The sequence below is a fragment of the Pseudomonas sp. p106 genome (genome assembly GCF_003936645.1).
Classification (GTDB): Bacteria; Pseudomonadota; Gammaproteobacteria; order Pseudomonadales; family Pseudomonadaceae; genus Aquipseudomonas; species Aquipseudomonas putida_E.
This window is the reverse complement of record NZ_RHQR01000018.1, coordinates 94,211-110,225: the sequence shown is the minus strand read 5'-3', so window position 1 is coordinate 110,225 and position 16,015 is coordinate 94,211. Positions and strand designations below refer to the sequence as shown.

The 16,015-nt window shown below is 68.1% G+C and carries 3 protein-coding genes; all 3 read left to right on the top strand.

What is annotated here, in order from left to right:
- The first annotated feature begins 48 nt into the window (after positions 1–48).
- The 3 genes from EGJ09_RS20655 to EGJ09_RS20645 are packed head-to-tail and all read left to right on the top strand — an operon-like array spanning position 49 to position 16,007.
- A complete protein-coding gene (locus EGJ09_RS20655) occupies positions 49–6,462 on the top strand; it encodes a non-ribosomal peptide synthetase (protein ID WP_125924669.1) in 6,414 nt (2,137 codons plus the stop codon).
- Positions 6,462–14,999 (top strand): non-ribosomal peptide synthetase, encoded by an 8,538-nt coding sequence (locus tag EGJ09_RS20650; RefSeq protein ID WP_125924668.1) that lies wholly within the window; start codon positions 6,462–6,464, stop codon positions 14,997–14,999. Before EGJ09_RS20655 ends, EGJ09_RS20650 begins: the two co-directional genes overlap by 1 nt.
- A gap of 60 nt (positions 15,000–15,059) precedes the next feature.
- Positions 15,060–16,007 carry an alpha/beta hydrolase gene (locus EGJ09_RS20645; RefSeq protein WP_125924667.1) on the top strand — a complete coding sequence of 316 codons (948 nt, stop codon included), beginning with the start codon at positions 15,060–15,062 and terminating at the stop codon, positions 16,005–16,007.
- The last annotated feature ends 8 nt before the right edge of the window (positions 16,008–16,015 follow it).

Genomic DNA, 16,015 nt, shown 5'->3' with positions numbered 1-16,015 from the left:
CTTCGTCTCTCTCAGTACGCTTAATTCTCCAGTGATGGCGAGACCGAGATGACACCCCAGAACCGATCCACCGATGACGCGCTGCTGGCCCTGCTCTGCGAACTCGACGAAACCGCCGCTGCCCCTGCCGGCATCGTTGCCCACGGCGCCGACCACGCGCCGCTGTCGTTCGCCCAGGAGCAGCTGTGGCTGCTCGATCAGCTCGACCCCGATGCCGCCACCTACAACCAGCCGCGCGCCTTTTTGCTCCAGGGCCCGCTGCAGGCGCAAGACCTGCAACAGGCACTGGACCGGGTCATCGACCGTCACGACATCCTGCGTACCCGCATCAACGAGGTGCAGGGCCAGCCACGCCAGCAGGTCGACCGCGCAGCGCGGCTGAACCTGCGCTGCGTCGACCTGCGCGGTCAACCACAGCACGTGCTGCGCGAGGCGCTGCACACCGAGGCCGCCACCCCGTTCGACCTCACCCAGGCCCCACTGCTGCGCGCCTGCCTTTACCAGCTGGGCGCGCAACGCCATGTGCTGGCCCTGACCAGCCACCACATCGTCAGTGATGCCTGGTCCAATCCGGTGCTGCTGCGCAACCTCTCGCAGGCCTACGCCAACGTCTGCGCCGGCAGTGACTGTCAGCTGCCTCGCCCAGCGGTGCAGTACCTGGACTTCGCCCACTGGCAGCGCGGCGTCTACCAGGCCAGCCCGGCCCACCAACGCGCTGCCAGCTACTGGCGCCAGTACCTGCAAGGTGGCCTGCAACGGCTGGAGCTGCCCACCGATCACCCGCGCGACAGCCGCCCCGCCACTGCCGCCGGGACCTGCACCCTGGCGTTGCCCGCCGCGCTGTTCAGCCAGCTGCAGGCAGCCTGCCGGGCCAATGGCCTGACGCCGTTCATGGTGCTATTGGCCGCCTGGCAACTGGTACTTGGCCGCCATGCCCGGCAGGAGGATTTCATCGTTGGTGTGCCCAATGCCGGGCGCACCCAGGAACAGGTACAGGACCTGATCGGCTTTTTCGTCAACAGCCAGATCCACCGGGCACGCCTGGACCCGCGCCAGTCCGTTGCCGGCCTGCTCGAGCAGGTGCGCAAGCACGCCCTGGCGTGCCTGGAACATGCCGACTACCCGCTTGAGCAAGCGCTTGCCGAACAACGCCAAGGCACCAACGGCGTACTGTTCCACTGCCTGTTCAACTGGACCAGCGACAATGCCGAGCAGCCCCCGGCCGGTTTCGCAGGTTTGCACATCGAGCCCTTGCCCAGTGCGCCGACTGCCGCCAAGTTCGACCTCAGCCTCAACGTTCAGGCGGGTCGCGAGCGGCTCGGCATCAGCCTCGACTACGATGCCGCGCTGTTCGAGGCAGCCACCGCTTTGCGGCTGGGCGAGGACTGGCTGGCCATCCTCCAGGCCATGCTCGACCACCCCGAGTGCGCTATCGGTGAGCTTCATGCGCAACCTGCCTTGCAGCGTGAACAGTGGCTGGCGGCCGCACAGGGCCCCGCTGGCGATGCCCTCGACGGCCTGGCCGTGCACCAGCAGTTCGCACGCCTGGCGCGCAGCCACGGCGAGGCCGTTGCGCTGGTCGCCGGCGACGCGCGCCTGAGCTACCGCGCCCTCGACAACGCCGCCGAGCGCCTCGCCCGCCGGCTGCAAGCCGCCGGCATTCGCCCCGGCGAGCGAGTGGCGGTGGCCCTGGAGCGCGGCGCGCCGCTGATCGTCGCCTTGCTGGCCACCCTCAAGGCCGGCGCGGCGTACGTGCCGCTGGACCCCCAGTTCCCCGCCGAACGCCTGGCCTACATGCTTGAAGATTGCGGCGCCCCCCTGCTGCTGAGCCAGGCCTCGGTGCTGGCTGCCCTGCCAACGCCAGGCCAGCAGGTACTGCTGCTCGATGACTTCGACCTGCAGGCCACGCACCAGCCCGAACCGGCCCTGGCCCTGGACTGCCCACCGCAGCAACTGGCCTACGTGCTCTATACCTCCGGTTCGACTGGCAACCCCAAGGGCGTGATGGTGCCCCATGGCGCACTGTCCAATTTCGTCGCGGCCATGGCCAAAGCCCCCGGCCTGCACCCGGGCCAGCGCCTGCTGAGCATCACCACCTGCTCCTTCGATATTTTCGGCCTGGAGCTGTACCTGCCACTGTGCACCGGGGCGTGCATGGTGCTGGCCGACAAGCACACCGTGCAGGACCCGGCGGCAATCCTCGACCTGCTGATCAGCGAGCACATCGACGTGCTGCAGGCCACCCCGTCGACATGGCGCATGCTGCTCGACAATGACCCCGACCAACGCCTGCCTGCACTGACCGCGCTATGCGGCGGGGAGGCGCTCGGCGATGACCTGGCGGTAAGGCTGCTGGCCCGTTGCGCCGCGCTGTGGAACCTGTACGGCCCGACCGAAACCACCATCTGGTCGGCGCGCCACGCACTGGCCCGCGCCAGCGCCCGCCCCGAACTGGGCCAGCCGATCGAGCGCACCGGCCTGTTGCTGCTCGACGGCAACCTGCTGCCCAGCCCGCCGGGTGTACCGGCCGACCTGTACATCGGCGGCGACGGCCTGGCCCAGGGTTACCACCAGCGCCCCGGCCTGACCGCCGAACGCTTCGTGCCGCACCCCTATGGCAAGCCCGGCGAGCGCCTGTACCGCACCGGCGACCTGGCGCGCCGCCACGCCAGCGGTAGCCTGGACTTCCTTGGCCGAGTCGATCATCAGGTGAAGATCCGTGGTTTTCGCATCGAGCTGGGCGAGATCGAAGCGGCCCTGCTCACCCTGGACGCGGTGCGCGAAGCCGCAGTGGTCGCCCGCGACGGCGTCGATGGGGCTCAACTGGTCGCCTATGTGGTGCCTGCCAGCAGGCCCGCCGACAGCCTGGCCTTCATCGAACACTGCCTGGCGCCGCTGCGTGAGCAACTGCCAGGCTATATGTTGCCAGCACGCCTGCACCTGTTGCAGGCCATGCCGCTGACACCCAACGGCAAGCTCGACCGCAAGGCCCTGCCGGTGGTCGATGAAAGCCCGGCGCAGGCTCGATACCTGGCGCCGACCACTGACCTGCAACGCCAGGTTGCGGCCACCTGGGCCGAGCTGCTGAAGGCCGAACGCGTCGGGCTGGGTGATGATTTCTTCGCCCTGGGCGGCCATTCGCTGCTGGTGGCGCGGGCAGTCTCGCGCCTGCGCCATGAGCTGGCGCTGAACTTCCCCCTGCGCCTGCTGTTCGACCAGCCGCGCCTGGGCGACTTCTGCCAGGCCCTGGCGCATTTGCAAAAGGCTACGCCGCTGGCCCTGCCGGTGCAGACCGCGCGCGACCAACTGCCGCTGTCTTACGCCCAGGAGCGCCAGTGGCTGCTGTGGAAGCTGGCCCCAGAAAGCAGCGCCTACCACATTCCCAGCGTGTTGCGCCTGCGCGGCCCGCTGGATGTCACCGCCCTGAGCCGAGCATTCGACCAGCTGATTGCCCGCCATGAAGCGCTGCGCACCTGCTTCACCCTCGAAGGTGAACGGCCGCACCAGCACATCCTCGCCCCCTGGTCGCTGAACCTGCAGTGCCAGCCACTTGAAGAGAGCCAGTGCCAAGCCTTTATCGCAGGCCTGCTCGGCCAGCCCTTCGACCTGGCCAACGGCCCGCTGCTGCGTGTAGGGCTGGCGCGCCTGGCGGCCGACGACCACGTGCTGGTGCTGGTGCAGCACCACATCGTCTCCGACGCCTGGTCGATGCAGGTGATGGTCCGCGAGCTGTGCGCGCTCTATCAAGGCCAAGCCTTGCCCGCACTGGCACTGCAATACGCCGACTTCGCTGCCTGGCAGCGTCGCTGGCTGGATGACGGTGAGCGCGAGCGCCAGCTGGCCTACTGGCGCACACGCCTGGCCGGCGAGCAACCGGTGCTCGAGCTGCCCTGCGATCACCCCCGTCGCGACAACGCCAAGCGCCCGGCAGCACGCTTGCATCTGGCATTGCCCACGGCACTGGGCGAAACCGTGCAACGCTTCGCCAGCGCGCACCAGGCGACAGTTCCGATGGTGCTGCTGGCGGCCTGGCAGGCCCTGCTGCACCGCTACACCGGCCAGCCGGACATCCGCATCGGCGTACCGGTGGCCAACCGCAACCGCCTGGAAACCGAGCAATTGATCGGCTTCTTCGTCAACACGCTGGTGCTGCGCGCCGACTGCACGGCCGACCTGTCGTTTGCCGGGCTGCTGGCGCAGACCCGCCAGGCCATGGTCGAAGCCCAAGACCACCAGGACCTGCCCTACGAGCAACTGCTCGAAGCCCTGCTGCCCCAGCGCGGCCCGCAACAGGGCTTGTTCCAGGTGCTGTACAACCACCACCAGGCGGCCGATGCCGCGCCACTGGGTGCGCTGCACCTGGAGGCACTGGACAGCCAGCCGCAGGAGGCCCAGTTCGACCTGGCGCTAAGCACGGCCCAGGGTGAACACGGCCTCAGCGCCAGCTTTACCTACGACCGCACGCTGTTCGACGCCACCACCCTGCAACGCCTGGCCAGGCACTGGCTGAACCTGCTCGAACAGGCCCTGGCCCAGCCAGGGCTGCCGCTCGCACGACTGGCCCTGATGGACCCGGCCGAACGCTCGCAGGTCCAGGACGCCTGGAACGGCGCGCCGGTCGCCCACCCACAAACGCAAGCGCTGGCGGCACGCATCGAAGCCCAGGTACAACGCCACCCGCAGGCTGTTGCCCTGCGCTATCAGGGCCAGGCCTTGAGCTACGCCGAGCTCAACCAGCGCGCCAACCGCCTGGCACACCGCCTGATCGCGGCAGGCGTGGACGCCGAGGTGCCGGTGGGCCTGGCGGCCGAGCGCGGCTTCGCGATGATCGTCGGCTTGCTGGCCATCCTCAAGGCCGGCGGCGCCTACGTGCCGCTCGACCCCGCGCACCCGGCAGAGCGCCTGGCCTTCGTGGTCCGCGACAGCGGCATCAAGGTACTGCTCGACCAGCCCGGCCTGCTCGCCGAACTGCCAGAGTACGACGGGCTGCTGCGCCTGAACCTGGAGGCCGGCTACGACGACCAGCCGGTGGACAATCCCGCGCCGCGCAGCAGCGTCGACAACCTCGCCTACATCATCTACACCTCCGGCTCCACCGGCCTGCCCAAAGGTACGCTGCTCAGCCAGCGCAATGTCCTGAGGCTGTTCAGTGCCTGCGATCGCTGGTTCCGCTTCGACCACAATGACGTCTGGACCCTTTTCCACTCCTTTGCCTTCGATTTTTCGGTGTGGGAGATCTTCGGTGCGCTCCTGCATGGAGGCCGCCTGGTGATCGTGCCGCAGGCCTTGAGCCGCGACCCGCAGGGCTTCCTGCAACTGCTGGTGGATGAGCGTGTGAGCGTACTCAACCAGACACCTTCGGCATTCAAACCACTGACCCAGGCCGCGTGCAGCGCCACCTCGGCAGACCTTGCCCTGCGCCTTGTGATCTTCGGCGGCGAAGCGCTCGACGTGGCTGCACTGCGCCCCTGGTTCGAGCGCTTCGGCGCACAGCGGCCACAATTGGTGAACATGTACGGCATCACCGAAACCACCGTGCACGTCACCTATCGACCGATTGGCCTGGATGACCTGAACCGCACGGTGAGCCCGATCGGCGAACTGATCGACGACCTCAGCGGCTACCTGCTCGACGGCGAACTCGAGCCGGTTCCGGCGGGCTGCGTCGGCGAGCTGTACATCGGCCAGGCGGGCCTTGCCCGAGGCTACCTCAACCGCGCCGGGCTGAGCGCCACGCGCTTCATCGCCAACCCGTTCTCCACCCAGCCCGGCAGCCGCCTTTACCGCACCGGCGACCTGGCGCGCCGCCGTAGCGACGGCACCCTCGAATACATCGGGCGCATCGACCAACAGGTGAAGGTCCGCGGCTTCCGTATTGAACTGGGCGAAGTCGAGGCCAGCCTGCTGGCGCAGCCGGCGGTGGCGCAGGCAGTGGTGATCGCCGACCAGGGGCCCGCCGGCACCCGCCTGCTCGCCTACCTGGTGGCGCATGCAGGCCAGGGCGGCGACACCGGCGCCCTGCGCGCCGCGCTCAAGGCGCAGCTCCCCGACTACATGGTGCCGGCCCATTGCATGTGGCTCGAACAGCTGCCCCTGACCGTCAACGGCAAACTCGACCGCAGTGCCCTGCCGGCACCAGCCGACAGCAACGCCCAACGCACTTTCCGCGCCCCCCACACACCGTTGCAGGAGCAGCTGGCCGGCATCTGGCAACAGGTGCTCGGCGTGCAGGCCGTGGGCCTGGACGACGACTTCTTCGAGCTGGGCGGCCATTCGCTGCTGGTGATCAACGTGGTCTCGCGCATCCAGCTGGAGCTGGGCCGCGAGCTGACCCCACAGGCCCTGTTCCAGCATCCGACCCTTCAAGCCCTGGCGCTTCACCTGGACACCACTACAACTGCGGTCGATGAAAACAAGCTCGACACCCTCGAAGCCTGGCTCGACGAAATGGAGGAACACTGATGGACAGCACTGCCGCTTCGAGAATTGCCAAGCGCTTTGTCCTGCTGCCGCTGGAAAAGCGCCGGCAGTACCTGTTGAAAATGCGCGAGCAAGGCCTGTCGGTGGCCAGCCTGCCGATCCCTCAGGTACGTGAAGCGTTCGACCGCCTGCCGTTGTCGTTCGCCCAGCAACGCCAATGGTTCCTCTGGCAGTTCGACCGCCAGGCCAGCGCCTATCACATCCCCTGTGCCCTGCGCCTGCGCGGCGCACTGAACGTGGCGGCGCTGCAGGCCAGCCTTGAGGCGCTGGTGCGCCGCCATGACAGCCTGCGCACGCGTTTCGTCGAAGACGAGCAAGGCGTCGCGCAGCAGGTCGACAGCACCGTCGCACTGCCCCTGACGCTTACCACGCTCGATGAACAGGCCGTACAGGCCCATATCCAGGCGCGGGTACGTGAACCTTTCGACCTGGCTTGCGGCCCATTACTGCGTGCCGAGTTGCTGCAACTGGGCAGCGATGACCATGTGCTGCTGCTGGTGCAGCACCACATCATCAGCGACGGCCGCTCGATGCAGGTGATGGTCAAGGAGCTGACCCACTGCTACGCCCGCTTCAGCCAGGGCCTGACCAGCCAGTTGCCAGAACCACAGCTGCAGTACGCCGACTACGCCATCTGGCAACGCCACTGGATGGAAGCCGGCGAGCAGGAACGCCAGCTCGACTACTGGCGCCAGCGCCTGGGCAGCGCAGTGCCAGTGCTGGAACTGCCGTTGGACCGGCCACGCCCGAGCGTGCAGCGATTCGACGGTGCGCGCCTGCCGCTGGCCATCCCGCCTGCCCTGTCCCTGGCCGTGCGCCAGCTGGCCCAGGCACGCCAGGCCACATCGTTCATGGTGCTGCTGGCCTCGTTCATGGCCCTGCTGCACCGCTATACCCGCCAGCAGGACATCCGCGTCGGCGTGCCCAGCGCCAACCGCAACCGGGTCGAGGCCGAAGACCTGATCGGCTTCTTCGTCAACACCCTGGTCATCGATGCCCAGTGCCAGCCAACCCTGTCCTTCGAGCAGCTGCTCGACCAGGTCAAAGCCGCCACCTTGCAGGCCCAGGCCCACCAGGACCTGCCCTTCGAGCAACTGGTCGAGGCCTTGCAGCCGGAGCGCAACCTCAGCCACAACCCGTTGTTCCAGGTCATGTTCAACCATCAGGTCGGCGCGCCCCAGCCGAACGAAACAGCCCTCGGCCACGGCCTGGCCATCGAGCCGCTGCCACTGGCAGGCGAGACCGCGCAGCTGGACCTGACCCTCAACACCTTTGAGGACGCCCAGGGCCTGAGTGCGAGCCTGACCTACGCCACAGCCCTGTTCGACCACACGTCCATCCAAAGCCTGGGTGACCACTGGCTGCGCCTGCTGGCGCAAGTGGTGCATGCCCCGCAGCAGGCGCTTGGCGAGGTGACACTGCTGGCCGATGAAGAACGCCAGCGCTTGCTCACCCAGTGGAACGCCACCACCCACGCCTACCCTGCCACGCCGTCGATCCATGCCTTGGTCGAAGCCCAGGCACGCCGCACACCCGATGCCACCGCACTGCTGTTCGGCGACAGCGCGCTGAGCTACGCCCAGCTCAACCGTCAGGCCAACCGGCTGGCCCACGCCCTGATCGCCCAAGGCGTGCGCCAGGACACGCCGGTCGGCATCGCCGCCGAGCGCAGCCTGGAACTGGTGGTTGGCCTGTTGGCCATCCTCAAGGCCGGCGGCGCCTACGTGCCGCTCGACCCTGAATACCCCGCCGAGCGCCTGAGCTACATGGTCGAAGACAGTGGCATCGGCCTGCTGCTGACCCAGTCGCACCTGCGCGATCGCCTGCCGCTGCCGCCCCGGCTGCCCGTGCTCCTGCTCGACCAGGCGCTGGCTGCGCAGCCCGAGCACGATCCGCAGCTGCCGTGCGCGCCCGAGCAACTGGCCTACGTCATCTACACCTCCGGTTCCACCGGCCGGCCGAAAGGCGCGGGTAACAGCCACCAGGCCCTGGCCAACCGCCTGCAGTGGATGCAGGCGGCCTACGGCCTGGATGCCAGCGACACAGTGCTGCAGAAGACCCCCTTCAGCTTCGACGTGTCGGTGTGGGAGTTCTTCTGGCCGTTGATCACCGGCGCCCGCCTGGCCATCGCCGCACCGGGTGACCACCGCGACCCGGCGCGCCTGGTACAACTGATCGCCCAGCATCAGGTCACCACCCTGCACTTTGTGCCCTCGATGCTGCAGGCCTTCCTGCTCGACGACCAGGTTGCCCACTGCAGCAGCCTGCAGCGCATCGTCAGCAGTGGCGAAGCGCTGCCGGTGGAGGCGCAGCAGCAAGTGTTCGCGCAGCTGCCGCAGGCCCAGCTGTACAACCTGTACGGGCCCACCGAAGCGGCCATCGACGTCACCCACTGGACCTGCCGTGACGAGGGCAAGACCGGCGTGCCGATTGGTAAACCGATCGCCAACCTGGCCTGCTGGATCCTCGATGCCGGCCTGCAGCCGCAACCCGCGGGCGTCATCGGCGAGCTGTACCTGGGCGGCGTGGGCCTTGCCCGCGGTTATCACCAACGCCCGGCACTGACCGCCGAGCGTTTCGTTGCCTGCCCGTTCCAGCCTGGCGCACGCATGTACCGCACCGGCGACCTGGCGCGCTACCGCGCCGACGGCGTGATCGAGTACTGCGGGCGCATCGACCACCAGGTGAAAATCCGCGGCCTGCGCATCGAACTCGGCGAGATCGAAGCGCGCCTGATGGAGCAACCCGCCATCCACGAGGCCGCCGTGCTGGCCGTGGACAACCAGCTGGTCGCCTACCTGGTGGCCAAGGCCGGCACACCGCTGCCGGAGCGCGAGCAACTGAGCCAGGCATTGCTGGCCCACCTGCCCGACTACATGGTGCCCAACCAGTGGTTGTTCCTGCAGCGCATGCCGCTGAGCCCCAATGGCAAACTCGACCGCAAGGCCCTGCCCGCCCCGGGGCTGGCGCAGGCACAGGCCAGCTACAGCGCCGCCGAAGATGAACTGCAGGCACGCCTGGTGCAGGTCTGGCAGCGGGTGCTCAAGCGTGAGCACGTGGGCATTGATGACAACTTCTTCGAGCTGGGCGGCGACTCGATCGTGTCCATCCAGCTGGTGAGCCAGGCTCGACGCGACGGCCTGCACTTCACCCCCAAAGACCTGTTCAGCCACCAGACCGTGCGCACGCTGGCCCACGTCACCCTGACCCAGGCCGAACCGGCCGAGGCCGCATACCTGCCGGCCAGCGGGCGCAGCCTGCTACTGCCGATGCAACAGCAGTTCTTCGCCCAGGCCGTACCACAGGCGCAGCGCTGGAACCAGTCGGTGATGCTCAAGGCCAACCAGGCGCTGGCCCCGGCCCATGTGCGCCAGGCACTCGCTGCACTGCTGGCCACCCACGATGCCTTGCGCCTGCGCTTCAGCCAGGTGCAAGGCGAGTGGCAGGCACACTTTGCCCCGCACGTGCCCGACGACGACGTGCTCTGGCTGTTCGAGCCAAGCCAGGGCGACAGCTGGCAGGGCCTGTGCGACCGTGCTCAGGGCAGCCTCGACCTGGCCCAAGGCCCGTTGCTGCGCGCAGTGCAGGGGGTGGTCGACGGTGAGCTGCGCCTGCTGCTGGTGATCCACCACCTGGCCGTTGACGGTGTGTCCTGGCGCATCCTGCTTGAAGACCTCCAAAGTGCCTATTCCCAGGCGGCTGCCGGCCAGGCCTGCGCGCTGCCACCGCGTACCCTGTCGGTGCAGGACTGGGCCCTGCGCCTGCAAGCGCACGCACAGAGCCCGGCCGGGGAGCAGGAAGCCGCCTTCTGGCAACGCCAGTGCGCCGATATCGACAGCACGCTGCCGGTGATCGATGCCGACGCTGCGCTGCGCCTGCGCGACAGCCGCAGCGTCACCACCCATCTGGATGCCGCGACCACCACGCGCCTGCTCAAGGATTGCCCGGCCGCCTACCGCACGCAGATCAACGACCTGCTGCTGGCCGCCCTCGCCCGCGTGCTGCAACGCTGGACCGGCGCCGATGACCATCTGGTGGAACTCGAAGGCCATGGCCGCGAAGCCTTCGCCGACGTCGAGGCCGACCTGACCCGCAGCGTCGGCTGGCTGACCAGCCTCTACCCGGCCCGCATCAGCGCCGGCAGCTCGCTGGCCGAAGCGATCATGCTGACCAAGGAACACTTGCGCGCCCTGCCGGGCAAAGGTGCTTTCTTCGGTGCCCTGCGCAGCTTCGCCAGCCCGGCAATACGTGAGGCCCTGGCCGCGCTGCCCGCTGCGCGTATCACCTTCAACTACCTGGGCCAGTTCGACAGTGGCAACGACGATGCCGCCACGCTGATGCGGCCGATCCCGGCAGACAAAGGCCGCGAACACAGCGCCGATGCACCGCTGCAGAACTGGCTGGCGCTCAATGGCCAGGTGTTCGACGGCGAGCTGCGCTTGAACTGGAGCTTCAGCCAGCGCATGTTCGAGCCGGCTCAACTGCAGCGCCTGGCCGATGACTACGCCGCCGAGTTGCGCGAGGCCGTGGCCCTGTGCGGCCAGGGCGTGCGCCGGGGCCTGACCCCTTCGGACGTGCCGCTGGCCCGCCTGAGCCAGGCCCAGCTGGCCCTGTTGCCCTTCGCCTGCGACCAGGTCGAGGACATCTACCCGCTGTCCACCGTGCAGCAGGGCATGCTGTTCCACACCCAGGATGCCGGTGCCGGGGACTTCTACATCAACCAGACCAGCGTCGAGGTCCAAGGCCTGGAGGCGCCGCGTTTCATCGCCGCCTGGGGCCGGTTGGTGGAGCGCCACGAGATGCTGCGCAGTGCCTTCTGGCAGGCGCCGCAGCTGAGCGAGCCACTGCAGGTGGTGCTGCGCCAGGGCCAGCTCGACGCCCGGGAGCTGGACTGGCGTGGCCAGGCCGTCGAGCCGGCGCGCCTGGCCGCCGCCGCCGAAGCCGAGCGCCGCCGCCCGTTCGACCTGCTCGCCCCGCCCCTGCTGCGCCTGTTGCTGGTGCGCCTGGATGACGAGCGCCACCAACTGATCCTGACCAGCCACCACATCCTCATGGATGGCTGGAGCCAGTCACGCCTGCTCGGTGAACTGTTCCAGTGCTACGCCGGCCAGCCGTTGCCGGCTCAGCAAGGCCGCTACAGCGACTACATCCGCTGGCTGCAGGCGCCGGCGCAACAGGCCAGCGAAGCCTTCTGGCGGCCACGCCTGGCCGAGCTGCAGGCCCCCACCCAGCTGGCCGGTGCGGCCGGCAGCCGCAGCGCCCAGGAAGGCCACGGCGCGCTCTACCTGCACTGGGACGAGCAGCGCACCACCTGGCTGCGCGAGCAGGCCCAGCGCCTGCGCGTAACCCCCAACACCCTGGTGCAGGCTGCCTGGGTGCTGCTGTTGCAACGTTACACCGGCCAACAGACCGTGTGCTTCGGCGCCACCGTGTCCGGTCGCCCGGCCAGCCTCCCGGGTGCCGACAGCCTGCTGGGGCTGTTCATCAACACCTTGCCGATCATCCAGGCACCGCACCCGGCACAAGCGGTGCAGGACTGGCTGCAACAGTTGCAGACCTGCAACCTGGAAGTGCGCGACCACGAGCACACGCCGCTGGTGGACATCCAGCGCTGGGCCCAGAGCAACGGCCAGGCGCTGTTCGACAGCATCATCGTGTTCGAGAACTACCCCATCGATGAACGCCTGCAATCGGCCGGTGCCGCCGGCCTGCGTTTCGGCGAAGCGCAACTGCGCGACGTCACCAACTACCCGATGGACTTGGCGGTGCACCTCAATACCCGCCTGCGTATCGAGTTCCTCTACCGCCTGGACCATTTCCAGGCGCAGCAGGTGCAGGCCATCCGCCGCCACTTCGAAGCCTTGCTCGAACGCCTGCTGAGCCACCCCGAGGCGGCAGTCGGCACGCTCGGCCTGCTCGACACCGTCGTGCAGCCACACGCACAGCCCTGCGATACAGCACAGCATGACCTGGCCAGCCTGATCGGCCGTCATGCAAAGGAGCGTGCAGACCAGGTGGCAGTGCGCTGCGACGGGGTGCAACTGACCTACGGGCAATTGGAAGAGCAGGCCAACCGCCTGGCCTGGACCCTGCTCGAACGCGGTATCGGGCGCGAGGACCGGGTGGGCATCGCCCTGGACCGCTCGGTGCGCACCATCGTTGCTTTCTACGCGGTGATGAAGGCTGGCGCGGCCTATGTGCCGCTGGACATCGATTACCCCGCCGAACGCCTGCAGTGGATCATCGGCGACGCCGACGTGGCCCTGTTGCTGACCGACAGCGTTATCGGCGAGCGCCTGGGCATCGCCCCCGAGCGCCGCCTGGACCTGGACCGGTGCGAGCTGTCCGCGCAGCGTCACGCGCCGCAACAGCAGGCGCTGGACGATCAGCTCAGTTACATGATCTACACCTCCGGCTCCACCGGTAACCCCAAGGGCGTGGCCGTGGCCCGAGGCCCGCTGCGCATGCACTGCCAGGCGATCATCGAACGCTATGAAATGGGCCCGTCGACCCGCGAACTGCTGTTCATGTCGTTCGCCTTCGACGGTGCCCAGGAGCGCTGGCTGTCGACCCTGATCAGCGGGGGCTTGCTGGTGGTGCGTGGCAACACCCTGTGGACCCCGCAGCAGACCTGGGACGTGCTGCATGCCGAGGCCATCAGCATCGCCTGCTTCCCGCCGGCCTATCTTCAGCAACTGGCCGAATATGGCCAGGCACAACCGGCCCCGCCCCCTGTGCGCATCTACTGCTTCGGCGGCGATGCAGTGGCCGATGCCAACTTCGAGCAGGTCAAGCAGGTGCTCAAACCGCAGTACCTCACCAACGGCTACGGCCCTACCGAAACCGTGGTCACCCCACTGCTGTGGAAGGTGCCGGTGACGGCGCGCTGCGAAGCGGTGTATGCACCCATTGGCGTGGCCGTGGGCAACCGCACGCTGCATGTACTGGATGATTGCCTCAACCCGCTGCCGGCAGGCCTGGCCGGCGAGCTGTACATCGGTGGCGAGGGCCTTGCCCGTGGCTATCACCGCCGCCCGGGGCTGAGTGCCGAGCGCTTCGTCGCCGACCCGTTCAGCGCCACTGGCGGGCGCCTGTACCGCACCGGTGACCTGGTACGCCAGCGCCCGGACGGGGTGTTCGACTACCTCGGGCGTTTGGACAATCAGGTGAAGGTCCGCGGTTTTCGCATCGAACTGGGTGAGATCGAGGCGCGCCTGCGCGATATCGCCAACGTGCTCGATGCCGTGGTGGTGGCGCGCGAGGGTGCCAACGGTAAGCAGCTGGTCGGTTACGTGGTACGTGGCGACGGCGAGCGGGCTGTCATCCCGATGCTCGAGTACCTGCGCCAGGTACTGCCGGACTTCATGGTACCGGCGCAACTGATGGTGCTCGATGCCTTGCCGCTAACCCCCAATGGCAAGGTCGATCGCCGCGCACTGCCCGAGCCTCTCATGTGCGAACGCCAGTACCAGGCACCGGCGGATGACCGCCAGCGTGCGCTGGCGGCGATATGGGCCGATGTGTTGGGCCTGGAGCAGGTTGGGGTGAGTGATCATTTCTTCGAACTGGGGGGCGATTCACTGGGTGTGCTCAAGGTGCTCTCGCGCTTGCGCAACCAACCGCAACTGGGCCTGAACCTGAAGCTGCGCGACCTGATCGCCCGCCCGACCATCGCCGAACTGTGCCCGGCCGAGGCGCGCGAGCAGGCGGCGCTCGACCCACTGCTGCTGCTCAACCGCAAGGTCGAACGCCAGGCACCGCTGTTCTGCCTGCATGCAGGCTTCGGCACGGTGTTCGACTACCGCGCACTGGCTCAGCGGCTGGACGGCGTTTGCAGTGTCTATGGCCTACAGAACCGCATGCTGCTCGACCGCCAGTGGCAAGACGAGTCGCTCGAAGCCATGGCCATCGACTACGCCCAGTACATCCGCCAGAAGCAGCCCCAAGGCCCCTACCGCCTGCTGGGCTGGTCGCTGGGTGGCACCCTGGCGCTACTGGTGGCCCGCGAGCTGGAGAGCCAGGGCCAGCAGATCGACCTGCTTGGTCTGGTTGACCCGTATGTACCGGGTGAGCCAGGTGCGGCGCTGGACGAAGACTGCGGCGGCGACCTGCGCGCCTTCCTCGCCGTGGTCAGTGGCCGCCCGGCCGACAGCCTGCCGCTGTTCCCGGTAGCGGCCAATGCCGATGCCACGCAGCTGCAGGCACTGATCGAGCGGAGCCTGGGCGCAGAGGCCATGGACGGCCTGCAAAGCAGCGAGGATCTGGCGCGCACGTTTACCGTCGCCATGACCCTCAAGGCCCTGTCGCTGCAAGTGCACGCCCTGCCTGCGGTACGCGCCAGCCTGGACTGCTGGTGGGCACAGAGCAGCGAAGCGGGCGTCTGCCAGGCCTTCGAAGCGCGCCACGCGATCCACTCCAGCCAGTGCCTGGCCGCAGATCACTACGCCATCGTCAGCCATGGTGCACTGCTCGAAACCGTGCTTCACCGCCTGCAGCCGGTGGCCGCACCAACCCTGTGAGCCTGCGCCCGGCCGCCCTGCGCGGCCGGGCCCTTATCCAACAATGTGAAGGAAACCCGAATGTCCCTGGATGGCGATCTGGAAGCGTTCCTGGAACTGGCCGAACTCGGCCGCCTGACGGGCAAGAGCCAGCCCATGCATCAGTTGGGCATCGCCCAGGCGCGGGCGGAATTTGAAAACGCCTCGCGCCTGCTCGACCCCGACCCTCCCGCCCACGTCGAGGTGCGCGCCCTGCAGTTCAGTTGCCGCGATGGTGCGCAGTTGCCCGCCCGCCTCTACGTGCGCCCGGGCGTCACGCCCAAGGCCACCCTGCTCTACCTGCATGGCGGTGGCTATGTGGTCGGCAGCCTGGACTCGCATGACTGCGTGTGCCGGCGCCTGGCCTGCCTGGGTGACTATGCGGTGTTCGCTGCGCACTACCGGCTGGCGCCGGAGCAACCGTTCCCGACGGCCCTGCACGATTGCCAGGACGCCGCCAGCTGGCTGCAGCACAGCGCCACCGAACTGGGCCTGCCGAGCGCGCTGGTGCTGGCCGGCGACAGCGCGGGGGCAACCCTGGCCACGGTGCTGGCGATCGAAGCCGCGCAACACCCGCAGGCCATGGCAGTGAAAGCGCAGCTGCTGTTTTACCCTGTGGCCGAAAGCAATACCCGGCGCGCCTCGCACCAGCGGTATGCCGAGGGTTATCTGCTGGAGAGCGGCACACTGGACTGGTTCTATGACCATTACCTGGGCGCCGCCCAGGCGCACAATGACTGGCGCGCCTCGCCTCTGCTGCACCCGGCGCTGCCGGCCATGGCGCCGGCGTATGTGAACCTGGCCCAGTACGACCCGTTGTTCGATGAAGGCCTGGACTATGCGCGCAAGCTTGAGGCGAGCGGCACACCGACCACCCTGCGCATAGAGGCGGGGCTGACCCACGACTTTCTGCGCATGTCGGGGATCACCGGAGCGACTGGCGAGGTGTATGCCGCGGCAGGATGCTGGTTGGAGCAGGTGCTGGCCTGATGCGAATC